The organism is Mesorhizobium huakuii (assembly GCF_030160235.1).
In the GTDB taxonomy this organism is placed as follows: domain Bacteria; phylum Pseudomonadota; class Alphaproteobacteria; order Rhizobiales; family Rhizobiaceae; genus Mesorhizobium; species Mesorhizobium huakuii.
The window spans coordinates 61556-81625 of sequence record NZ_BSNY01000053.1 but is presented as its reverse complement, the minus strand read 5'-3'; the positions used below and the strand labels follow the sequence as shown (position 1 = coordinate 81625).

Below are 20070 nucleotides of genomic sequence, written 5' to 3'. Positions count from 1 at the left end.
CTCCTCAGTTACGACCGTTCCGACCGCTCCTTGGCCAGCCGCACCAGCACCGAGCGAGTCTGCTCGTCGGCCGGGAAGAAAGATTCAATCGCCAGTTCCGACAAGGTCACGTCGAGCGGCGTGCCGAACACGGTGATGGTGCTGATGAACGACAGCACCTGATCGCCATGGGCGAGGCGCAGCGGATGCACGATGGCATTCGGCTCGACGGGTGTCGGCCTGCCGCCCTTCAGCCCGGACGGATAGGCGCGCAACTCGCGTTCCAATTCGACCAGCACCGGGTCGCCGCTGGCATCGTTCTGGTGCTTGAGACGCTCAAGCAGATGCGTGCGCCATTCCTGGAGGTTGACGATGCGCGGTGCGATGCCGCCGGGATGCAGGGAAAGGCGAAGCACGTTGACCGGCGGCGTCAGCAGCGAAGCCTCGCTGACATCGGCAAGGAAGGGAGCGATCGCGGCATTCGCCGAGACCAGGTTCCAGTGCCGGTCCACCGCCAGCGCAGGGAAGGGTTCGTGGCCCTTGAGCACGATCTCGACCGCCGCCATCGCCGGGGCCAGTGTCGTGTCGCTGAGCGGCCGTTCGCTGAAGCTCGGCGCGAAGCCCGCGGCCAGCAGCAGCTGGTTGCGCTGCCTCAGCGGGATCGAAAGCTGCTCCGCCAGATGCAGCACCATATCGCGCGACGGCGCGGCCCGCCCGCTTTCGACAAAGCTCAGATGGCGCTGCGAGATTTCGGCCTCCATCGCGAGGTCGAGCTGGCTCATCCGGCGGCGCGTGCGCCATTCGCGGATAAGACTGCCGGCGGAGGTTTGCGCTGATGTCATGGGTCAGGATTAAGGCGGCGGCAGAGGGATTTCAATTACCTCCGAGGTTATCGCGAGGAGAGCGCCCGCAGCTTCGCCTTGACCTCGAGAAAATCCCGCCACGCCAGCTTCTTGTGCGCGGGCGTTCGCAGGAGATAGGCCGGATGCAGCGTCGGCATGGCCGGAATGGCGATGCCGGAGGCGGTGGTGTGGACACGCCAGTTGCCGCGCAGCCGCAAAATGCCTTCCGAGGTGTTGAGCAAGGTCTTGGCCGATGGTCCGCCGAGATTGATCAGCACCTTGGGATTGACCAGTTCGATCTGCCGCTCGATGAACGGCCGGCAGATTTCCGTCTCGTGCGGCGTCGGCGTGCGGTTGCCAGGCGGCCGCCACGGGATGACGTTGGCAATGTAGACCGAAGTGCGGTCGAGCCCTATCGCGGCCAGCATGCGGTCGAGCAGCCGGCCCGAGCGGCCGACGAAGGGCAAGCCCTCAATATCCTCGTCGCGGCCCGGCGCTTCGCCGACCAGCATCACCGCGGCCTCCGGGTTGCCGTCGGCGAACACCAGGTTCTTGGCGGTGGCCTTGAGATTGCAGCCGTCGAAGGCAGCCATGTGCTGGCGCAACTCGTCCAGGGTCGTTGCCGTTGCCGCCAACTGGCGCGCAAGCGCCGCCTGGGCTTCGTCCGGCACCGCGGCGACCGATGAACGCGCCGGTGGCGCATCCGGGACCTTGCTTGCATCCAATCCGGGCGGTGCTGCTGGCCGCTCCGGCGCCTTCTCTTCGCGAGGCGGCGCCACCGGCGCCGGCGCGCGCTCGACAGGTCGCGGCGCCGCCTCGGCGAAGCGATTCACCGGGGCGTCTTCCAGCGCCTCGTCGACGCCGGCACTGGCATAGAAGGCCAGGATGTCGGCAATATCGGTCGGGCTGTTGGGGGAGGCGGCAGTCATGCGCGCACATTCGTCCGCTGAGCGCCAATTTGCAAGCAAGGCAATCCTTTCCGCACCAAGGTGTGTTGAGATGCAGGTCAGGCCGAGTCGAAAATGGTGGATACCGAGAACCGGAGCGGAGCGTACTCAAGTACGTGAGCACAGTTCTACTGCGACGCAGTAGAACGGGGAAGCGCAGGTATTCGCCATTTGCAGGCCGGCCTCACCTGAATATCAGCGCACCTTATCCTGTCGGTATGCGCGGATCTTGCACCAGATAGAACGTCCATCGCGGCGTGTAATCGGTCATCAGGAACTCGAAGCTGACGGTCTTCAGCGGGTCGACCTTGCCGTTCTTGAACAGCAGCCGGTCATACGGTTCGAACTCCCGGTCGAAATCGGCGAAATTGCTCGACCAGATATTGTCGGGCGTCTTGTTGCGTTGGTCGAAGGAAAGCCCGTCACCAAACACGCTCGGCTGATCCAGTATCTCCTGAAGCTCAAACTGGAATTCGATCCAGGCCTGGCCGCTGTTGTTGAGCGCGTTGATGCGCATGTACATGATGCCATTGGCGAATTCGCCCGCCTTGCCGAATGTCTGGATCGGCTTTGTCGTGCGGATGGTCAGCGTCACGGGTGTTGCCGAATTCAGCTCTTCGGTGATGACCAGCGGATCGTCCTTGGTTCCGATGCCGGAGGCTCCGGTGATGCGGAAGCCGCCAAGCTCGTCGGAGAAGGAGTAGGCGCCTGTCGCCCAGACCTTCACCTCGTCGGCGGCGGCGTGCCCCGATGCCAACATCAGAAGGGCCGGAAGGACCGCCCGGCAGGCCCGGCCGGGCGGGAAAAGAAAGCGCGTCGAAGAAAAGCCCGCTGGCCCAGGAATGCGCATGGCGGGAAGTATGGCCGATAAGCAAGCCGCCGAACAATTAAAAAACGCAAGGCTGGCCGGTCTTGCCGGGCGCAAATGGCTGCCCTGCCGCAAGATGCGCGACTTTTTGGCCAAAACCGCATTGTCACGTCTGCGCCGGTTTCCTGTCGCCAATTGATGCGCTATGCAGCGCAGGAGCCAGCAAGATACGCAACAGCGGCAAGCCAGTGCGGAGGGGTTGATGAGCGATATCGAACGCGAAAGCATGGAATTCGACGTGGTCATCGTCGGCGCCGGTCCGGCCGGCCTTGCCGCGGCCATCCGCCTCAAGCAAGTCAATCCCGAGCTTTCCGTCGTCGTGCTGGAAAAGGGCGGCGAGGTCGGCGCCCATATCCTCTCCGGCGCCGTCGTCGATCCGATCGGCATCGACCGGCTGCTGCCCGGTTGGCGCGAGGAGGAAGGCCACCCTTTCAAGACGCCGGTCACGGCGGATCATTTCCTGGTGCTTGGCCCCGCCGGCTCGTTCCGCTTGCCCAACATATTGATGCCGCCACTGATGAACAATCATGGCAACTACATCGTCTCGCTCGGCAATGTCTGCCGCTGGCTGGCTGGCAAGGCCGAGGCGCTCGGCGTCGAAATCTATCCGGGCTTCGCCGCTGCCGGCCTGCTCTACAACGAGGAGGGCGCCGTCACCGGCGTCGTCACCGGCGACATGGGCGTCGAGAAGGACGGCACGCATGGTCCGGGCTTCGCGCCGGGCATGGCGCTGATGGGCAAATATGTGCTGATCGGCGAAGGCGCGCGCGGCTCGCTGGCCAAGCAGCTGATCGCCAGATACAAACTCTCCGACGGCCGCGAGCCCGGCAAATACGGCATCGGTCTCAAGGAACTCTGGCAGGTCAAGCCGGAGAACCACCGGCCGGGCCTGGTCCAGCATTCCTTCGGCTGGCCGCTCGACATGAAGACCGGCGGCGGCTCCTTCCTCTATCACCTTGAGGACAACCAGGTGGCGGTCGGCTTCGTGCTGCATCTCAATTACAAGAATCCGTATCTGTCGCCCTTCGAGGAATTCCAGCGTTTCAAGACCCATCCGGCGATCGCAGGCACATTCGAGGGTGCCAAGCGGCTTGGCTATGGCGCGCGCGCCATCACCGAGGGCGGCTGGCAGTCGGTGCCGAAACTGTCCTTCCCGGGCGGCGCGCTGATGGGCTGCGCTGCTGGCTTCGTCAACGTGCCGCGCATCAAGGGCTCCCACAATGCGGTGCTGTCGGGCATGCTGGCGGCCGATCATGTCGCCGAGGCGATCGGCGCCGGCCGCGCCAATGACGAGCTCGCCTCCTACGAGCAAGCCTGGCGCACGACCGATATCGGCAAGGATCTGAAGAAGGTTCGCAACGTCAAGCCGCTGTGGTCCCGCTTCGGCACCATCGTCGGCGTCGGTCTCGGTGGCCTCGACATGTGGCTGAACACGCTGTTCGGCATTTCGCCCTTCGGCACGCTGAAGCACGGCAAGGCCGATTATGCCGCGCTCGAGCCCGCCGCCAAGCACACGAAGATCGCCTATCCGAAGCCTGATGGCGTGCTGACCTTCGACCGCCTGTCCTCGGTGTTCCTGTCCAACACCAATCACGAGGAGAACGAGCCGGTCCACCTCGTCGTCGGCGACATGGCATTGCAGCAGCGGTCCGAGCATGATGTCTTCGCCGGGCCTTCGACACGCTATTGCCCGGCCGGCGTCTATGAATGGGTCGACAAGGACGGCAATGCCGCCGCCGATCCGGCGGCGAAGGACGTGCGCTTCGTCATCAACGCGCAGAACTGCGTCCACTGCAAGACATGCGACATCAAGGACCCGAACCAGAACATCAACTGGGTGCCGCCGCAAGGCGGCGAGGGCCCGGTCTACCAGGGTATGTGAATGCCTTCAGCGCCGGCGGCATGCTATCGTCTGCCCTGACGCCATCTTTGAAGGAAGCGTGGATGCGCTTGCATGCACTTTCAGTTCTGGCGACTATCGGCGTGTTGTGCAGCCTGACGTCCGTCGCCTCGGCGGACGTCAAGGTCCTGGTCAAGACGAAGACATACGATATTTCGGGCACGACCGGCGAGGCGCTGATCGAGTCCATGGATCGCAACGGGCCAAGGCATGGCTTCATGGCTCGCGCCATCGCGCAGACCAGCTATACCAAGGATTGGGATTTCGACTTCGTTCAGATCAAGGGCTCCTGCCGGATCAAGCAGGCCAACGGCACACTCAACCTGAGTTTTACCTATCCCCATGTCGCTTCCGCGCTCCTGCCGGCGCTCGACAAGCGCTGGGCGCGGTTCTTCACGGGTGTTCGCACGCATGAAGAGACCCATGGCGCCATTGCCAGGGAGATGATGAAGGCGACCGAGAAATCGCTTACCGGCCTGACCACTCCGGACGATACGCAATGTTCCAAGACGCGGCGCGAGGCGCGTCGGCGCATCGATGCTATCTTTGACGAGTACGAGGGCAAGCAGAACGCTTTTGACGCACGTGAGCACCGGGAAGGTGGTCACGTGGAATATCTGGTTGATGCCTTGGCGAAATCTTAGAGCGTGATCTGCGGCTTCGAACAGCAAGCTGTTTTCTCGCGCGGCAGACGGTGGCCGAAATCAGCCGAGCGGTTTGACCGGCTGGACCAGGGAAACGGTCGCGGTTTCATGCTCGTCGACCGGCCTTGGCGCGTCAGGCCTTAGCGTGAACTCGACCAGCACCGGCAGATGGTCGGAGCCGGTATCCTCCAGTCGCTGCGAAGACAGGATGGTCAACCCGCCCTTGCTGAACACCTGGTCGATCGGCAGGCCCGCATAGCGGCGCAGGACGTCGGGCAGTGTCCGGTGGATCCAGGTCGGCCCGGCCGAAGGCATGAGTGTCAGTCCGCCGAGAGCCGCGACCCGCCGTACCGCCGCACTCCACGGCACGGCGTTGCAATCGCCGGCCATGATCGCGGTCCCCCCCAACCCGGCCAATGTCTGCGCCAGTTCGCCGATCTGCCAGTATTGCTCCTTCGGCCACGGCCAGCTCAAATGGATCGCGGCGACATCGACGTCGATCCCGCCAAAGTCGATGGTGGCGGTCGCCATCGCGCCGCGCGGCTCGCAACGCGGTGTCGTGCCGGCCACGAACGGCCGGCGCGACAGCAGCGCCACTCCGAACATGCCGTTCGGGTAGGGGCACAGGATACGATAGGGGTAGGCGCTGGCGATGGTGCCAAGCTCTGTCGTCCACATCTGCGACACCTCATCGAGGGTGATCACATCCGGATTGGTGCGGCCGATCAGCGAGAGCACTTTCTTCGGTGTCGGGTTGTTGAAGCGCAAATTCATCTGCAGCAGGCTGTAGACAGCCTGCTCGGCGGGCTTGGCGACCGCCGGCTGCGGCCAAAGCCTCGGCAAGGCGCTTGCCGTCGTGGCCAGGCAGGTAATGGCAAAAAGCAGCCCCGCCGCCGCTTGCAGCCGAAACGAACTGGCAAGCAGCGGCAATGCCAGAAGCGCCATGAGCACGCTGAAGTGAATGCGGAAGTGCGAGAAGGAATCGAAAGCCGGATGCAGCGTGCCGAAAAAACCGGCCAACAGCGCGGCCGACAGTGCCGTCATCGCCAGGAATGCCAACCCAGCCGTCATTTTCAAGCGCGCGCCTGTCATCATCGAGGTCGTGTCTGCCGAATGCCGCCTGACGATCCGTTTCATCTGCTTATCGGCCAAATTGCGGCTTGGGCAAGACGACGAGGTGTCTCGCCAAGGCGCTACGGCCGCCTATTGGAATGCTGTCTCCGAAAAGCTCCGGAGCTTGCGCGAATGCAGCCGCTCCATCGGCATCTCGGCCAGCTTTTCCATTGCCCTGATGCCGATGGTCAAGTGCTGCGCCACCTGGCGCTTGTAGAACTCCGTCGCCATGCCCGGCAGTTTCAACTCACCATGCAGCGGCTTGTCGGAAACACACAGCAGCGTGCCATAGGGCACGCGGAAGCGGAAGCCATTGGCGGCGATCGTCGCCGATTCCATGTCGAGCGCGATGGCGCGCGACTGCGACAGGCGCTGTACCGGTCCGCGCTGGTCGCGCAGTTCCCAGTTGCGGTTGTCGATCGTGGCGACCGTGCCGGTGCGCATGATGCGCTTCAGGTCGTAGCCGGACAGGCCGGTGACTTCGGCGACCGCCTCCTGCAGCGCCACCTGGATCTCCGCCAGCGGCGGGATCGGCACCCAGACCGGAAGGTCGTCATCCAGCACATGGTCCTCGCGCACATAGGCGTGCGCCAGCACGTAGTCGCCGAGTGCCTGGGTGTTGCGCAGCCCGGCACAATGGCCAAGCATCACCCAGGCATGCGGCCTCAGCACGGCGATATGGTCGGTGATCGTCTTGGCGTTCGAAGGGCCAACACCGATGTTGACCATTGTGATGCCGCCATGGTTCCGCTTTTTCAGGTGATAGGCCGGCATCTGCGGCAGGCGCTGCGGTCCAACGCCTTCACTGGGCGAACTCTGCCCGGCCCTGGTCACGACATTGCCCGGCTCGACAAATTCCACATAACCGCCGCCGCCCTTTTCCATCAGATCGCGGGCGCGGGCGACGAACTCGTCGATGTAGAACTGGTAGTTGGTGAACAGCACGAAGTTCTGGAAATGCTGCGGGCTGGTCGCCGTATAGTGCGTCATGCGGTGCAGCGAATAGTCGATGCGCTGCGCCGTGAACGGCGCCAGCGGCCTTGGTTCGCCGAAGGCCACTTCGAACGTGCCGTTGGCGATCTGGTCGTCGGTGCCGTCGAGATCCGGCACATCGAACAGGTCGCGGATCGGCCGCTTGATACGCTCCGCGGCGGCTCCGTCGACGTAAGTTCCTTCCAGGAAGGCGAAATGCAGCGGAATGGGCGTGGTCGATTCCGAAACCGTGACCGAGACACCATGGTTGCGCATGATCAGGCGCAGCTGTTCGACCAGATAGCTCTCGAACAGGTGCGGCTGCGTGATCGTGGTGGCGAAATGGCCGGGCGTCGGCATATGGCCGTAGGCCTGGCGCGAGTCGACCTGGGTGAACGAGCTCGTGGTGACGCCGATCTCGGGATAGAAGGCGCGGTAGCGCTTGCTGCTGTCGCCGCCGGCGGCCGCCAGGGCCGCGAAGGCGTCGCGCAGGAACTTGGTGTTGCGGTCGTAAAGCAGCTGCAGTGCGGCAACGGCTTTTTCGGCGCTGTCGAAGCTTTGCCGGCCGAAAGGCTCCGGCATGACGACCGATTCGATAGCTTGGGGGTAGATTCGCTTTTCCATGGCTCAATATAGAGACTTGGACGAGCGGTTGGGAGGGGTGTCGCTGTCGAAGGCGCCCAAAGCGCCATTTTTCTTTATCCCCGCTGCAGGCTGACCAGCAGAACGAAACCCACGCCGGACTTCCTCAGGGCCGGCGCCTCGATCGTCGAGCCGGCATCGGTGCGCATCATCGGAACCGCCAGGACCGGCGCGGCCAGGAGCACCAGGATAAGCGCCGCCCGCGGCAGGAGCCGGACGATCTTGAGGGTGTTGGCGGCGATGCGGGTCATGATGTTTGAGCTTTTCTTTTCGAGGTCCGGGTTTCTTTGTTTCAGTGGCGAAGGTTGGTCGGGCAGGCGAAGCGGCATAGTCTGGTGGCTTCGTCCCAGGCGCGGGGAGAACGACCCGCTTCGGCGACGAGGATGGCGAAGAACATTCCAAACAGGCTCATCAGCAGGCAGACGATGGTGAAGCGGCGAGCAAGCATTGGGGTCGTGTCTCCTTCAACACGCCCGAGAATGCCCCAACGCCTCTGAACCGGCTCTGATGCCGGCGTTCATCTGCGGTTCAAATTGATTGACGGGATCTGGGCGGTCGTCGCCGGCCTGAGCGGCCACCGACAGCGAGGCAAGGGGCCCAGGCCTTGAGGTGCCGGTGAAACGAAAACGGGGCCCGTCGGGCCCCGTCATGATGTCACAAGGATAGGCCGATCAGAGCTTGTGCCAGGTCTGGCTCTTGCAGATCAGCCCGCCAAGCACGCAGCCGCTCATCTTGAGCGCGGTGCCCGACAGTGTCGCCTTGCCCGAATAGGTCTTGTCGTTTGCAGGGTCGGTGATGCTGCCGGCATATTTGTTGTCGCCCGCCGCCTTGAGCGAGCCGATCGTCTTGCCGGCATATTTGCCCGATTTGAGCGTGATGGAAAACGAGCCGCTGCCTGAGATGGCCGCTGTATCGCCGGCTTGCGTTTTCCAATTGCCCTCGATCGGATCGGCCCACGCCGCACCCGCCATGATCAATGTGGCTGCAAGAGCCAGGCTCACTTTTCGAAACATGTCTTGCTCCCTTTGGATAGCCGGCCGAATTCTCCGCCTCGCCGGTCTGCCGCTTACGCAAACGTAAGCTAATCCAGCTCCCGGCAAAACAAAAGCGGTGCCGCGACGGAAGATTTTGGCATTTTGAAGCCGCCTGTGTTGGCTCTGTCGGCGAGGAAATGAAAACGACCGGCGCGTCTCGTTTGTTTCCCGTGGTTAGCGGAGTGTTGATCGAGGCACGGAAAATTTTCGTCGAATTTGACGATAATCGGCTGAATTGCTGGCTTCGTATCCTTAACGAATTTCAGCGTTTACCTATTGTTTTAGCTTTGTTTTCCTCAAATTAAGCACGCCATTTAACGACGGATTCAAGCCTGATCGGCATTCTCGGAAGCATCGAAAGAGCGGCCCGGACAGACGAACGGAGGCAGCTCTCGGGAGCCAGACAGGGGACTAAAATGGCACGTTTTGAAATGCTTGAAGCAGGTTTCGGCGCCATGGGGGCAACTGCCCAGGCCGACATCCTTTTCGAACTGGGCATGATGTATGCGACCGGCCGCGATTGCGAGACCGACGTCGTCGCCGCCCACAAATGGTTCAACATCGCCGCCATCAAGGGCTCGGCCCGCGCCGCGGAACTGCGCTCGGAACTGTCGGCCGCCATGTCGAAGGTCGAGATCGCCAAGGCGCTGCGCGAAGCCCGCGAATGGATGACCATGCACTGAGTTCCAGCAGACGGGGACGCTCGGGCCAAGACCGCTTCAAGACGGTCGGGCCAAAACAGGGATAAGGCTGCGCAGACAGCCAGGCCACAGGCCATCAACGACAAGAATGCGGCAGGCCGGACCAGCCAGGCCGTACAACAGACCATGATGCCGAGAAGAATCCGGTTTCGGATCAGGGCAGGGAAGACAGGGAAGGCCAAATTGGGGTTCGCGGCGCGGGGGCGCTGGGGAAACAGCCCGCTAGGCAAAAAGCCACGACCAGCCGGAACAAGGCTGGCGTGGCTTTTTGCGTGGATGAGGGTTCGCAGGCCCAATCGAGTGGCGCCAATGCGCCTAGACAGGCCCAATGAAGGATGAAATTGTCCCGCCTCTCTGGAAGAAGCGCGGCCGGGACGGCCGCGCGTGAGTGGAGGAGTTCTATTGCCATGAAAAAAATGAGTATTTTGAGCGCGGCTATTTTCGGCCTGATGATGAGCGCGCCGGTCGCATTCGCCGACGACATCACGGTTTCGGTGGTCGGTCCGATGACCGGGCAGCTCGCCACCATCGGCGACCAGTTCAAACAGGGCGCACAGGCCGCCGCCGATGCCATCAACGCCGCGGGCGGCGTCAACGGCTCGATGATCAAGCTCGACATCGAGGACGACCAGTGCGATCCCAAACAGGCCGTGTCGGTCGCCAACCGTATCGTCGCCAACGGTGTCAAGTTCATCGACGGTCATGCCTGCTCGGGCTCGAGCATTCCCGCCTCGGCCGTCTATGCCGAAGCCGGCGCGCTGATGATGAGCCCGGCTTCCTCGAACCCGGTGCTGACCGACGCGGCCGCCAAGGCCGGCTGGCCGACCATCATGCGCCTCTATACGCGTGACGATGCCCAGGGCGCCTTCATCGGTCCGTGGATCGCCAAGAAGTATGCCGGCAAGAACGTCGTCATCCTGCACGACAAGAGCGCTTACGGGCAGGGCGTGGCTGATGCCGTCAGGGCGACCATGAACACTGGCGGCCTCAAGGAAGTCTATTATGACGCCATCAATCCCGGCGAGAAGGACTATTCGGCGCTCGTCACCAAGCTGAAGGATCTCAAGGCCGACGTCGTCTATTTCGGCGGCTACCATCCTGAAGCCGGCCTGATCCTGCGTCAGTCGGCTGAACAGAACCTGAAGTTTCAGCTGATCATGCCGGACTCCATCGCCTCGCCGGAATTCTGGCAGGTTGCCGGCCCGGCTGGCGAAGGCACCATGTTCGTCTTCCCGTCGGACCCGCAGGCAAAACCGGAAGCCAAGGCAGCCGTCGAGAAGATCAAGGCCGGCGGCTTCGTGCCTGAAGGCTTCACGCTGTTCTCCTACGCCGTGGTCCAGGCTTTCGCCGAAGGCATCAAGCGCGCCGGCAGCGACGATCCGGCCAAGGTCGCCGAAGCGCTGAAGAACGGCACGCCGATCAGCACCGTTGTCGGCGACGTCACCTTCGACGAGAAGGGCGACCTCAAGAACGCCAGCTACGACATCAACCAGTGGCATGCCGGCAAGTACGCGCCGATCGCGCAGTAATCCTCGGTAATGATGTAATCCAGGGAAATGGCCGGGGTTTCGCCCCGGCCATTTTGTTGGCGGTCCGCGAAGCGCTCCGCTTGTCAGCCTGCGGCGGCGGTCTGGGCGCTCTGTTCTTCTACGAACCGCACCAGCACGGTTCCGTCTGTGACCTGCGCACCTTCGGTGGCGATCTCGGCTACCACCCCATCATGCGGGGCGGCGATGGTGTGCTCCATCTTCATGGCCTCGAGGATCAGCAGCGGTTGCCCCTTGATCACCGCGTCGCCCTTCGCCACGCGCACCAGCTTGACCAGACCCGGCATCGGCGCGCGCAGGCTGCCGGAAGCGGCAGCCGCGTCATCGCTCCGTGCCAACGGGTCCGGTACCGCGAATGTGTAGCCGACGGCGCCTTCGAACACCGTGATGTGGCCAGGCCAGCGGGCGAGGCGCGGAGCGGCGCGAAAATCATGCGAATTGGTGCTGTCATAGGGCGCATCGAGCGCCACCTGGAAGCGCCCGTCCGGCCGCACCGAGACCTTTGCCAGTATATCGGTCTCGCCGAACTTCAGCCGCGTGCGTCGCGCCACGCCGTGGAAATGCGCGTAGCCGGAAAGCGAAGACCATGGGTCGTTCGATGGCGGCGATACCCCTGCGCCGGAAGCGGCAAGCGCTGCTGCCGAGATGATTTCGCCGCTCGGCGGCGCGACCCCGGTCAGTGCCGCCTGATGTCTGCCGATCAGGCCGGTGTCGACATCGCCAGCACAAAAGTCGGGATCGGCGGCCAGGGCGGCAAGAAAGCCGGTGTTGACGGTGGAACCAGCGATTTCAGTCTGCGACAGCGCCGCGCCGAGCGCTTCCAGCGCTGCTTGCCTGTCCTTTGCATGAACCACCAGCTTGGCGATCATCGGATCATAGTAGGGTGAGATGGCATCGCCGGCCCGCACGCCCGTCTCGACGCGCATCGTGGCGCCCTCGGGGGCGGCCTCGGGGAACTTCAGATGATGCAGCGTGCCTGTTGCCGGCAGGAATCCCTTTGCCGCGTCTTCCGCATAGATGCGCGCCTCGAAGGCATGGCCGGTCAGCGCGATCTCGCTCTGCGTCTTCGGCAGCTTTTCGCCGCTGGCGACCCGCAATTGCCACTCGACCAGGTCGGTGCCGGTGACCATTTCGGTAACGGGATGCTCGACCTGCAGGCGGGTGTTCATCTCCATGAACCAGAAGCGGTCGGCCTTCAGCCCTTGCGAGGCATCGACGATGAACTCGATGGTGCCGGCGCCTGAGTAGCCGATCGCCTTGGCGGCCTTCACCGCCGCTTCCGTCATCGCCTTGCGCAGCGCCGGCGTCATGCCGGGGGCGGGGGCTTCCTCGATCACCTTCTGGTGGCGGCGCTGCGCCGAGCAGTCGCGTTCGTAGAGGTGCACGGCATTGCCGAAATTGTCGCCGAACACCTGCACTTCGATGTGCCGCGGCTTGTCGACATATTTTTCGACCAGCACGCGGTCGTCGCCGAAAGCAGCCTTTGCCTCTCGCCGGGCGCTGGACAGCGCCTCGGAGAAATCATCGGGATGTTCGACGCGCCGCATGCCCTTGCCGCCGCCGCCGGCGCGCGCCTTGATCAGCACGGGATAGCCGATCTCGCGTGCCTTGGAGGCAAGCAGCACGATCTCCTGCGCTTCGCCATGATAGCCCGGAACGACTGGAACGCCGGCTTTCTCCATCAGCCGCTTGGCGGCGTCCTTCAGCCCCATGGCGCGGATCGAGGCGGCCGAGGGGCCGATGAAGGTAAGCCCCGCCGCCACCACCTGGTCGACGAAATCGGGGTTTTCCGACAGGAAGCCGTAACCGGGATGGATGGCCTGCGCCCCCGTAGAAAGCGCAGCCGCGACAATCCGGTCACCGCGCAGATAGCTTTCGCCAACCGGCGAGGCGCCGATATGGACCGCCTCGTCGGCCATCTCGACGTGCAAAGCTTTCGCGTCGGCGTCCGAATAGACGGCGACGGTATGCACGCCGAGCTTGCGGGCCGTGCGGATGACGCGGCAAGCGATCTCGCCCCGATTGGCGATCAGGATCTTGCTGAACATGGAGCCTCCCGGGTTTGTTTCGGGCGGCGCCATTCGGGCAGGCGCCGGCCTACTTCGAAGCAGCGATCTCGCAGGCGCCGCCGTTCGTCACCTTGTAGTGCGCGCGCGTGGCCAGACAGGATTTCATCGCCAGCTCTTCCGCCACTTTCTGCGACGGTGCATTCAGCCGCGCGCCGCACAGGATGTAGAGCGAGACCACCCTGGAATACGGCGTGGTGGCGTAGGCCGAATGGCCGCTGGCCGCTACATAGGCCTTGTATGCCTTGGTGCATGGCGACTTCGGGTCGCCATTCAAAGCCGGCGGGGAGCGTTTGTCTCCCTCGCTTCCGGCCAGCGATCCGGCCTGGCCGGCGCCGGCTGTTACTAATATTAGTATTCCTGCAAGTATCGAGGCGGTCATGCCCCGGCGATATTTCAATTCCATTTCCACCCTGTCCCCATTGCATTGCGCGGGACAAGCAGTAGCGAATATTTTTCCTCGCCGCCAGTTCGCTGTCGGGAATCCGAGTTGGCATGTGCTGATGTATCGGTTGGTCCATACAGTTCAACCCTTCCGGAGCGCAGCAACGGTTCGCTGGTATAGTTCCGCCATGTGCTCGTCGAAGCAGCAGAAGATAACGGTTTCAGGCATGGTTTTCTGTTCGATGATCATGCTGACCGTGCCGACAGCGATCTCGGTCGCCGCATCTTTCGGGTAGCGGTAGACGCCGGTCGAAATCGCCGGAAACGCCACCGAACGGCAATCATTGGCGGCCGCGAGCTCTAACGACCTGACATAGCAGGAGGCCAACAGTTCGGCTTCGCCCTTGCCGCCGCCCTGCCAGACCGGCCCGACCGTGTGGATGATATGCCGAGCCGGCAATTTGTAACCCTTGGTGATCTTGGCGTCGCCGACATTGCATCCGTCCAGCATCCGGCATTCGAACTCGAGCTCGCGGCCGGCGGCGCGATGGATGGCGCCATCGACCCCACCGCCGCCGAGAAGCGAGGTGTTGGCGGCATTGACGATGGCGTCGACATCCAGCTTCGTGATGTCGCCGGTTTGGATGCGGATCCTGTCCAGCGCCTTGCCCATCTCACATCCTGAACACGCCGAAGCGCGTGTCCCCGATTTCGGCGTTGAGCGACGCGGAGAGGCTGAGTGCCAGCACCTCGCGCGTCTTCGCCGGATCGATGATGCCGTCATCCCAGAGGCGGGCGGACGAATAGAGCGGATGGCCTTCATGCTCGTATTTCATCAGGATCGGCTTCTTGAATTTCGCCTCCTCCTCGGCGCTCCATTCGCCCCCTTTGCGCTCGATGCCTTCGCGCTTGACCATGGCGAGCACGGTTGCCGCCTGTTCGCCGCCCATCACCGAGATCCGGGCGTTCGGCCACATCCACAGGAAGCGTGGCGAATAGGCACGGCCGCACATGCCGTAATTGCCGGCGCCGAACGAACCGCCGATGATGACCGTCACCTTCGGCACCCTGGCGGTGGCAACCGCCATCACCAGCTTGGCGCCGTCCTTGGCGATGCCGCCTGCCTCGTATTTCCGGCCGACCATGAAGCCCGTGATGTTCTGCAGGAAGACCAGCGGGATCCCGCGCTGGCAGCACAGCTCGATGAAATGCGCGCCCTTCAGCGCGCTTTCGGAAAACAGCACGCCATTGTTGGCGATGATGCCGACCGGCATGCCGTGGAGATGGGCAAAACCGGTGATCAGCGTCGTGCCGTAGTTCTGCTTGAACTCGTCGAATTCGGAGCCGTCGACAAGACGAGCGATCACCTCGCGCACATCGTAGGGCTGGCGCAGATCGGTCGGCACGACGCCGTAGAGTTCATCCGCCGGATGAAGCGGCGGAATCGATCTCTGTAAGTTCAGGCTTACGGTCTTGTTCCGATTCAGGTTTTTGACGATGCGCCGGCAGATGGCGAGCGCATGTTCGTCGTCCATCGCATAATGGTCGGCAACGCCGGAAAGCCGCGTATGCACATCCGCACCGCCCAGATCCTCGGCGCTGACGTCCTCGCCGGTGGCCGCTTTCACCAGCGGCGGGCCGCCGAGAAAAATGGTCGCCTGGTTGCGCACCATGATTGTCTCGTCCGACATCGCCGGCACATAGGCGCCTCCGGCCGTGCAGGACCCCATGACGCAGGCGATCTGCGGAATGCCGGCAGCCGACATGTTGGCCTGGTTGTAGAAGATGCGGCCGAAATGCTCGCGGTCGGGAAACACCTCGTCCTGGTTGGGCAGATTGGCGCCGCCGCTGTCGACCAGATAGATGCAGGGCAGATTGTTCTGCAGCGCGATCTCCTGCGCCCGCAGATGCTTTTTCACCGTCAGTGGATAGTAGGTGCCGCCCTTCACCGTGGCATCGTTGACGACGACCATCACCTCGGTGCCCTCGACCCGGCCGACGCCGGCGATCATGCCGGCCGAGGAAATCTCCTCGCCATACATCGACCACGCCGCGAACTGGCCGATCTCGAGGAAGGGCGAGCCGGCGTCGAGCAATTGCGCCAGGCGTTCGCGCGGCAGCAGCTTGCCGCGCGAAATATGGCGCTCGCGCGCCTCCTCCGAGCCGCCGCGCTCGACGGTTGCGGCCTTGTCGGCGATATCGGCGACCAGCGCACGCATGCGTTCGGCATTGGCGCGGAAAGTGTCGGAGGAGGGGGATATCTGGGTTTGCAGGACGGCCATGCTCACACCCCCTCCGCCATGATCTCGCGGCCGATCAGCCAGCGCCGGATTTCGCTGGTACCGGCGCCGATCTCGTAGAGTTTGGCGTCACGCAACAGCCGTCCGGTCGGATATTCGTTGATATAGCCGTTGCCGCCCAGCAGTTGGATGGCGTCCAGCGCCATCTGCGTTGCCTTCTCAGCCGCGAACAGCACGCAGCCGGCGGCGTCCTTGCGGGTGGTCTGGCCGCGATCGCAGGCGGCGGCGACGGCATAGACATAGGCACGCGCGGCGTTCATCACCGTGTACATGTCGGCCAGCTTGCCCTGCACCAGCTGGAACTCGCCGATCGGCTGGCCGAACTGCTTGCGCTCGTGCACGTAGGGGATCGCCACATCGAGACAGGCAGCCATCAGGCCGATCGGGCCGCCGGCAAGCACGGTGCGCTCATAGTCGAGGCCCGACATCAGCACTTCGACGCCACGCCCTTCCTCGTGCAGGACATTGTCGAAAGGTACCTCGACATCCGAAAAAACCAGCTCGCCGGTGTTGGAGCCGCGCATGCCGAGCTTGTCGAGTTTCTGCGCCACGGAGAATCCCGTCATCGCCTTCTCGACGATGAAGGCGGTGATGCCGCGCGACTTGCGGTCCGGATCGGTCTTGGCATAAACGACCAGCGTATCGGCGTCCGGGCCGTTGGTGATCCACATCTTGGTGCCGTTGAGCACATAGCGGTCATTGCGTTTTTCAGCGCGCAGCTTGAGCGAGACGACATCCGAGCCGGCGCCGGATTCAGACATGGCCAGCGCGCCGATATGCTCGCCTGAGCACAGCGATGGCAGGAATTTCTCCTTCTGCGCCGGCGTCGCCCAGCGGTTGATCTGGTTGACGCACAGGTTGGAGTGGGCGCCGTAGGAGAGGCCGACCGAAGCCGAGGCGCGGGAAATTTCCTCCACCGCAATCACATGGGCGAGATAACCCATGCCGCTGCCGCCAAAATCGGGATCGGCGGTGATGCCGAGCAGGCCGAGTTCGCCGAGCTCGCGCCACAGATGCGCCGGAAATTCGTTCTGGCGGTCGATGTCGCCGGCGATCGGCGCGATCCTCTCCTGGGCGAAGCGCCGCACCATGTCGCGCAGCGCCTCGATGTCCTCGTCATGCCCGAAGCTGAGCGTGTTCGTGTACATGGCGTTCCTCCTGCCGCACGACCCGAAAATCGACTTCGATTTTCGGAAAGGATCATGCGCAAAATTCAAGTGCTACAGCGTCCTTTGCGCGTCCAAGGGACGTGCGGCGCTGTAGGTATCCATCCTCGCGCCAACCAGGCGCATTGTCATTGAAAGATATGTCGCCGTCACTTCAGGGACCGACAGCCGCTCGCCCGGTCGAAACCAGACGATGACGCCCGTCATCATCTGGATCAGCGCCATGGCCGTCAGGCCGGTGTCCTCGATGCTAAAGCTTCCGGTGTCGGCGCCTTCGCGCAGGATGGCGCGCAGTTCTTTTTCGTAGGCCGTGCGCTGCTTGAGGATCTGTGTCAGCCTGTCGGGCGACAGGCTGCGCAGTTCCATGTTCGATACATGCGTGGCATGGCGGCGCTCGATGTGGAAAGCGATGTGGTTGCGCACATAGGCTGCAAGCTGCTCCGCCGGATCCGCATCGGTTGGCCTGACGTGCTCCCAGGCCTCCCGAAGTCCCTCCATGTGCTCGCGCATCAACGTGAACAGCAGGTCTTCCTTGGTCGGGAAATAGCGATAGAGCGCGGCGGCCTGCACGCCGACCTCGGCCGCCAGCCGGCGCATCGACATCGCCTCGTAGCCATAGCGTGCGATCAGGTTGACCGCCGCTTCGCGGACTGCCGCCTCGGTTCGTTCGCCGTCGGATCCTGTGGTGCGCGCCATGATCGCCTCGTTAGAACGATAATAAAACGAACGTTCAATTAATTCAAGGGCGTCAAACTGATTCGCGTGACGCGCATGCGCCTATGCGACGATCCTGAAATCTCCAGGCGCGGTCCAGGTCTCGATCTCCTCGACATCGACCCGCGTGACTGAAGCGCCCGCCGGGCCCTGCCGAAGCCGTTCGATCATGGACGAAACCGCCGCGTCGGCGCCGGCAAGCCATGCTGTTACCGAGCCGTCTCTTTCGTTGCGCACCCAGCCCACCAGCCCAAGCCCTGCCGCTTCGCCTCTCGCCCACATCCTGTAGCCGACGCCTTGCACCCTGCCATGTACGCAGGCTCGCACTGCCCTTTTCCGATCGTTCATCGCGCGCTCCCTTGCATAGAGTCTGGCGCAGGAACGAGCGAAGGCAACTGGCTTGGAGGGGACTATCGAATTGGAGCCGAGGCTCTCTCAAGATGGATGACTTGATCCAATAAATGGTTGACTTGGTCAACTTTTGCGCAATGATCTGCCGACTGGAATCTCAGGGAAGGCGCATGACATGCCAGCCAATCGGAGTGCCTTGGTCAGCGACCTCAGATGTTTCAATCGGTTCTACACCGGTCTGATCGGGCTGCTCGACGAGACCTTGACACACAGTGCCTATACGCTGATCGAGGCGCGGGTGCTGTTCGAACTGGCCCGTCGACCCGGCCACATTGCCAGCAGCCCCGGCAAGGCAGGCTTTCTGGCGAGGGTGTTTCAAATCGATTTCGGACCGGCAGCGTCCAACATTGCCGGGGAACTCCAGCTGGACCCGGCCTATATCACGAGAATCCTTCGAAAATTCTCTGCCGCCGGCCTGATCGAAGCGCGTGCCGGCCGCGATGCCTCGCATCGGCGTGTGCTCTCTCTCACCATGCGCGGCCACGCCGCGCTTGCCGCACTCCAGGATGCCGCCGATCGTGATCTGACCCGCCTGACGGCAGGCCTGGACGACGAGGAAGCCGCGGAGTTGTCGGACATATTGGTACGCGCCAGGCATCTGCTAAGCGGAGCGCCAGCATCCGAACGCCGTGAAAGAGCCTAGTTCCCTCGCGCCGCCGCCAGCGCGCCCGGCAATTCCTCGGCAAAGATGTCCAGTTCGTGCTCGAGGCCGACGCTGACGCGAATGCAGCGGTCGAGCCCTGGCGCCATTGGCTTGCGGATGAACACGTCGCGCGACAACAGCCCCTGCAGCACTTTCAGCGCGAAGGCGCCGTCAAGGCCGCAATCGATGGTGACGAAATTGGTCGCCGAGGCCAGCGGCTTCAACCCGTTCTGCTCGGCGATCGCCGCGATGCGCCGGCGCCCGGCAGCCACCCGCGCCACCACCGTCTCGAGATAGGCCTGGTCGGCGAGTGCCTCGACACCGGCGATCTGCGCCATGCGGCTGACGCCGTAGTGGTTGCGGATCTTCTCGAAGTCGCGGATCACCTGGGCCTCCGCAATCGCATAGCCGCAGCGTATCCCGGCAAGCCCATAAGCCTTTGAAAAGGTGCGCATGCGGATGACATTCGGTCGCGAGATATCGATCGGCGGCAGGGCCGAGGCCGGCCCCAATTCGCCATAGGCCTCGTCGAGCACCAGCATGGCGGTCTCCGGCAGCGCCTCGATGAAGCGGATCACCTCGTCCATTTCCCACCAACTGCCCATCGGATTGTCCGGGTTGGACAGATAGACGAGCGGGGCCTTCTCCTTGACGACGGCCTTAAGCAAACCATCCAGGCTTTCGCGGTCGTCCTCGTAAGGCACCGTCACCAGCCGCCCGCCGACGCCGGCAATATGGAAATTGAAGGTCGGATAGGCGCCGAGCGAAGTGACCACGGCATCGCTAGGTGCCACGTACATACGCGCCACCAGGCTGAGCAGACCATCGATGCCTTCGCCGACAACGACATTCTCGACCGCCACGTCGTGATGCGCGGCAGCCGCCACCTTCAGCTCGTAATTATCGGGATCGCAATACATCCACTGGTCGCGCGCGACGCGCTCCATGCGGGCGATGACGCGCGGCGAAGAACCAAAACTGCTCTCATTGGCACCGATGCGGGCACGAAAAGCCCGCCCGCGCTCACGCTCCTGCGCTTCCGGGCCGACAAACGGCACGGTCGACGGAAGTGCTGCGACAAGCGGCGAAAGGGGAGGGCGCAGACGCATGGTGGGAACTCGCTTGGAAAGGGGACTTCTTGCTAGCGTGGCAGATGGTTGGACGCAAGTTCGCAGGAGCTGCCGGCGGGGCAACGTG

22 protein-coding genes are annotated in these 20070 nt (G+C 63.2%); 6 read left to right on the top strand and 16 right to left on the bottom strand.

The annotated features are described in order from the left end of the window. Positions 1-8: 8 nt before the first annotated feature. From QQK95_RS27075 to QQK95_RS27065, 3 genes are all read right to left on the bottom strand, one after another. The gene (locus tag QQK95_RS27075) at positions 9-821 is read right to left on the bottom strand and encodes a helix-turn-helix domain-containing protein (RefSeq protein ID WP_284277476.1); all 813 of its coding nucleotides are present in this window, start codon (positions 819-821) and stop codon (positions 9-11) included. A 47-nt stretch (positions 822-868) separates the two neighbouring features. Beyond that, on the bottom strand, positions 869-1750 hold the full coding sequence (locus tag QQK95_RS27070; RefSeq protein WP_284277475.1) for a uracil-DNA glycosylase: 882 nt from the start codon (positions 1748-1750) through the stop codon (positions 869-871). Between the two features lie 223 nt (positions 1751-1973). Beyond that, entirely contained in the window at positions 1974-2618 is a 645-nt protein-coding gene (locus tag QQK95_RS27065) for a hypothetical protein (RefSeq protein ID WP_284277474.1), read from the bottom strand. Here QQK95_RS27065 and QQK95_RS27060 point away from each other — a divergent pair. The 3 genes from QQK95_RS27060 (at position 2617) to QQK95_RS27050 (ending at position 5180) form a co-directional block, all read left to right on the top strand. After that, on the top strand, positions 2617-2775 hold the full coding sequence (locus tag QQK95_RS27060) for a hypothetical protein (protein WP_284277473.1): 159 nt from the start codon (positions 2617-2619) through the stop codon (positions 2773-2775). The two genes, QQK95_RS27065 and QQK95_RS27060, sit on opposite strands and share 2 nt — an antisense overlap. A gap of 63 nt (positions 2776-2838) precedes the next feature. After that, complete coding sequence (locus tag QQK95_RS27055) at positions 2839-4518, top strand: electron transfer flavoprotein-ubiquinone oxidoreductase (RefSeq protein ID WP_284277472.1); 1680 nt, start codon at positions 2839-2841, stop codon at positions 4516-4518. Beyond that, positions 4515-5180, top strand: coding sequence for a DUF922 domain-containing protein (locus QQK95_RS27050; RefSeq protein WP_322791228.1), 666 nt, complete (start codon positions 4515-4517; stop codon positions 5178-5180). Before QQK95_RS27055 ends, QQK95_RS27050 begins: the two co-directional genes overlap by 4 nt. Before the next feature lie 60 nt (positions 5181-5240). Here the strand turns inward: QQK95_RS27050 and QQK95_RS27045 are convergent, their stop codons facing one another. From QQK95_RS27045 to QQK95_RS27025, 5 genes are all read right to left on the bottom strand, one after another. After that, a complete protein-coding gene (locus tag QQK95_RS27045) occupies positions 5241-6317 on the bottom strand; it encodes an endonuclease/exonuclease/phosphatase family protein (protein ID WP_284277471.1) in 1077 nt (358 codons plus the stop codon). Positions 6318-6383: 66 nt separating this feature from the next. Further along, positions 6384-7847: an AMP nucleosidase gene (locus QQK95_RS27040; RefSeq protein ID WP_284277629.1), complete on the bottom strand. Its 1464-nt coding sequence runs from the start codon at positions 7845-7847 to the stop codon at positions 6384-6386. A gap of 116 nt (positions 7848-7963) precedes the next feature. Next, positions 7964-8158 (bottom strand): hypothetical protein, encoded by a 195-nt coding sequence (locus QQK95_RS27035; protein WP_284277470.1) that lies wholly within the window; start codon positions 8156-8158, stop codon positions 7964-7966. Between the two features lie 41 nt (positions 8159-8199). Further along, complete coding sequence (locus tag QQK95_RS27030) at positions 8200-8355, bottom strand: hypothetical protein (protein WP_284277469.1); 156 nt, start codon at positions 8353-8355, stop codon at positions 8200-8202. 223 nt (positions 8356-8578) lie between these two features. Continuing rightward, complete coding sequence (locus QQK95_RS27025; protein WP_284277468.1) at positions 8579-8920, bottom strand: DUF2147 domain-containing protein; 342 nt, start codon at positions 8918-8920, stop codon at positions 8579-8581. Positions 8921-9357: 437 nt separating this feature from the next. Here QQK95_RS27025 and QQK95_RS27020 point away from each other — a divergent pair, with 437 nt between their 5' ends. Both QQK95_RS27020 and QQK95_RS27015 read left to right on the top strand, forming a co-directional pair. Further along, positions 9358-9624: an SEL1-like repeat protein gene (locus tag QQK95_RS27020; RefSeq protein ID WP_010915070.1), complete on the top strand. Its 267-nt coding sequence runs from the start codon at positions 9358-9360 to the stop codon at positions 9622-9624. Positions 9625-10049: 425 nt separating this feature from the next. Further along, positions 10050-11171, top strand: a complete 1122-nt coding sequence (locus QQK95_RS27015; protein ID WP_284277467.1) for an ABC transporter substrate-binding protein — start codon at positions 10050-10052, stop codon at positions 11169-11171. A gap of 83 nt (positions 11172-11254) precedes the next feature. Here QQK95_RS27015 and QQK95_RS27010 read toward each other — a convergent pair whose 3' ends face one another. From QQK95_RS27010 to QQK95_RS26980, 7 genes are all read right to left on the bottom strand, one after another. Beyond that, entirely contained in the window at positions 11255-13237 is a 1983-nt protein-coding gene (locus QQK95_RS27010; RefSeq protein ID WP_284277466.1) for an acetyl/propionyl/methylcrotonyl-CoA carboxylase subunit alpha, read from the bottom strand. Between the two features lie 49 nt (positions 13238-13286). Next, the gene (locus QQK95_RS27005; protein ID WP_284277465.1) at positions 13287-13661 is read right to left on the bottom strand and encodes a hypothetical protein; all 375 of its coding nucleotides are present in this window, start codon (positions 13659-13661) and stop codon (positions 13287-13289) included. A 120-nt stretch (positions 13662-13781) separates the two neighbouring features. Next, positions 13782-14312 carry an O-acetyl-ADP-ribose deacetylase gene (locus QQK95_RS27000; RefSeq protein ID WP_284277464.1) on the bottom strand — a complete coding sequence of 177 codons (531 nt, stop codon included), beginning with the start codon at positions 14310-14312 and terminating at the stop codon, positions 13782-13784. 1 nt (position 14313) lies between these two features. Beyond that, on the bottom strand, positions 14314-15921 hold the full coding sequence (locus tag QQK95_RS26995; RefSeq protein ID WP_284277463.1) for a carboxyl transferase domain-containing protein: 1608 nt from the start codon (positions 15919-15921) through the stop codon (positions 14314-14316). 2 nt (positions 15922-15923) lie between these two features. Beyond that, complete coding sequence (locus QQK95_RS26990; protein ID WP_284277462.1) at positions 15924-17087, bottom strand: isovaleryl-CoA dehydrogenase; 1164 nt, start codon at positions 17085-17087, stop codon at positions 15924-15926. Positions 17088-17159: 72 nt separating this feature from the next. Next, the gene (locus QQK95_RS26985) at positions 17160-17801 is read right to left on the bottom strand and encodes a TetR/AcrR family transcriptional regulator (protein WP_284277461.1); all 642 of its coding nucleotides are present in this window, start codon (positions 17799-17801) and stop codon (positions 17160-17162) included. An 81-nt stretch (positions 17802-17882) separates the two neighbouring features. Then, positions 17883-18167: an acylphosphatase gene (locus QQK95_RS26980; RefSeq protein ID WP_284277460.1), complete on the bottom strand. Its 285-nt coding sequence runs from the start codon at positions 18165-18167 to the stop codon at positions 17883-17885. 178 nt (positions 18168-18345) lie between these two features. Here QQK95_RS26980 and QQK95_RS26975 point away from each other — a divergent pair, with 178 nt between their 5' ends. Next, positions 18346-18873, top strand: coding sequence for a MarR family winged helix-turn-helix transcriptional regulator (locus tag QQK95_RS26975; protein ID WP_284277459.1), 528 nt, complete (start codon positions 18346-18348; stop codon positions 18871-18873). On the opposite strand, the gene QQK95_RS26970 is transcribed toward QQK95_RS26975, so the two are convergent. Beyond that, entirely contained in the window at positions 18870-19982 is a 1113-nt protein-coding gene (locus tag QQK95_RS26970; RefSeq protein WP_284277458.1) for a pyridoxal phosphate-dependent aminotransferase, read from the bottom strand. The two genes, QQK95_RS26975 and QQK95_RS26970, sit on opposite strands and share 4 nt — an antisense overlap. Positions 19983-20070 lie beyond the last annotated feature (88 nt).

What these genes read in the sequence shown, in the direction of transcription:
- QQK95_RS27065 (WP_284277474.1), bottom strand. Translation starts at nt 2,618, where the DNA reads ATGCGCATTCCTGGGCCAGCGGGCTTTTCTTCGACGCGCTTTCTTTTC.
- QQK95_RS26985 (WP_284277461.1), bottom strand. Translation starts at nt 17,801, where the DNA reads ATGGCGCGCACCACAGGATCCGACGGCGAACGAACCGAGGCGGCAGTC.
- QQK95_RS26990 (WP_284277462.1), bottom strand. Translation starts at nt 17,087, where the DNA reads ATGTACACGAACACGCTCAGCTTCGGGCATGACGAGGACATCGAGGCG.
- QQK95_RS26970 (WP_284277458.1), bottom strand. Translation starts at nt 19,982, where the DNA reads ATGCGTCTGCGCCCTCCCCTTTCGCCGCTTGTCGCAGCACTTCCGTCG.
- QQK95_RS27040 (WP_284277629.1), bottom strand. Translation starts at nt 7,847, where the DNA reads ATGCCGGAGCCTTTCGGCCGGCAAAGCTTCGACAGCGCCGAAAAAGCC.
- QQK95_RS27020 (WP_010915070.1), top strand. Translation starts at nt 9,358, where the DNA reads ATGGCACGTTTTGAAATGCTTGAAGCAGGTTTCGGCGCCATGGGGGCA.
- QQK95_RS27010 (WP_284277466.1), bottom strand. Translation starts at nt 13,237, where the DNA reads ATGTTCAGCAAGATCCTGATCGCCAATCGGGGCGAGATCGCTTGCCGC.
- QQK95_RS27005 (WP_284277465.1), bottom strand. Translation starts at nt 13,661, where the DNA reads ATGGAATTGAAATATCGCCGGGGCATGACCGCCTCGATACTTGCAGGA.
- QQK95_RS27025 (WP_284277468.1), bottom strand. Translation starts at nt 8,920, where the DNA reads ATGTTTCGAAAAGTGAGCCTGGCTCTTGCAGCCACATTGATCATGGCG.
- QQK95_RS27035 (WP_284277470.1), bottom strand. Translation starts at nt 8,158, where the DNA reads ATGACCCGCATCGCCGCCAACACCCTCAAGATCGTCCGGCTCCTGCCG.
- QQK95_RS27000 (WP_284277464.1), bottom strand. Translation starts at nt 14,312, where the DNA reads ATGGGCAAGGCGCTGGACAGGATCCGCATCCAAACCGGCGACATCACG.
- QQK95_RS26975 (WP_284277459.1), top strand. Translation starts at nt 18,346, where the DNA reads ATGCCAGCCAATCGGAGTGCCTTGGTCAGCGACCTCAGATGTTTCAAT.
- QQK95_RS26980 (WP_284277460.1), bottom strand. Translation starts at nt 18,167, where the DNA reads ATGAACGATCGGAAAAGGGCAGTGCGAGCCTGCGTACATGGCAGGGTG.
- QQK95_RS27055 (WP_284277472.1), top strand. Translation starts at nt 2,839, where the DNA reads ATGAGCGATATCGAACGCGAAAGCATGGAATTCGACGTGGTCATCGTC.
- QQK95_RS27060 (WP_284277473.1), top strand. Translation starts at nt 2,617, where the DNA reads ATGGCGGGAAGTATGGCCGATAAGCAAGCCGCCGAACAATTAAAAAAC.
- QQK95_RS27070 (WP_284277475.1), bottom strand. Translation starts at nt 1,750, where the DNA reads ATGACTGCCGCCTCCCCCAACAGCCCGACCGATATTGCCGACATCCTG.
- QQK95_RS27075 (WP_284277476.1), bottom strand. Translation starts at nt 821, where the DNA reads ATGACATCAGCGCAAACCTCCGCCGGCAGTCTTATCCGCGAATGGCGC.
- QQK95_RS27045 (WP_284277471.1), bottom strand. Translation starts at nt 6,317, where the DNA reads ATGAAACGGATCGTCAGGCGGCATTCGGCAGACACGACCTCGATGATG.
- QQK95_RS27015 (WP_284277467.1), top strand. Translation starts at nt 10,050, where the DNA reads ATGAAAAAAATGAGTATTTTGAGCGCGGCTATTTTCGGCCTGATGATG.
- QQK95_RS26995 (WP_284277463.1), bottom strand. Translation starts at nt 15,921, where the DNA reads ATGGCCGTCCTGCAAACCCAGATATCCCCCTCCTCCGACACTTTCCGC.
- QQK95_RS27030 (WP_284277469.1), bottom strand. Translation starts at nt 8,355, where the DNA reads ATGCTTGCTCGCCGCTTCACCATCGTCTGCCTGCTGATGAGCCTGTTT.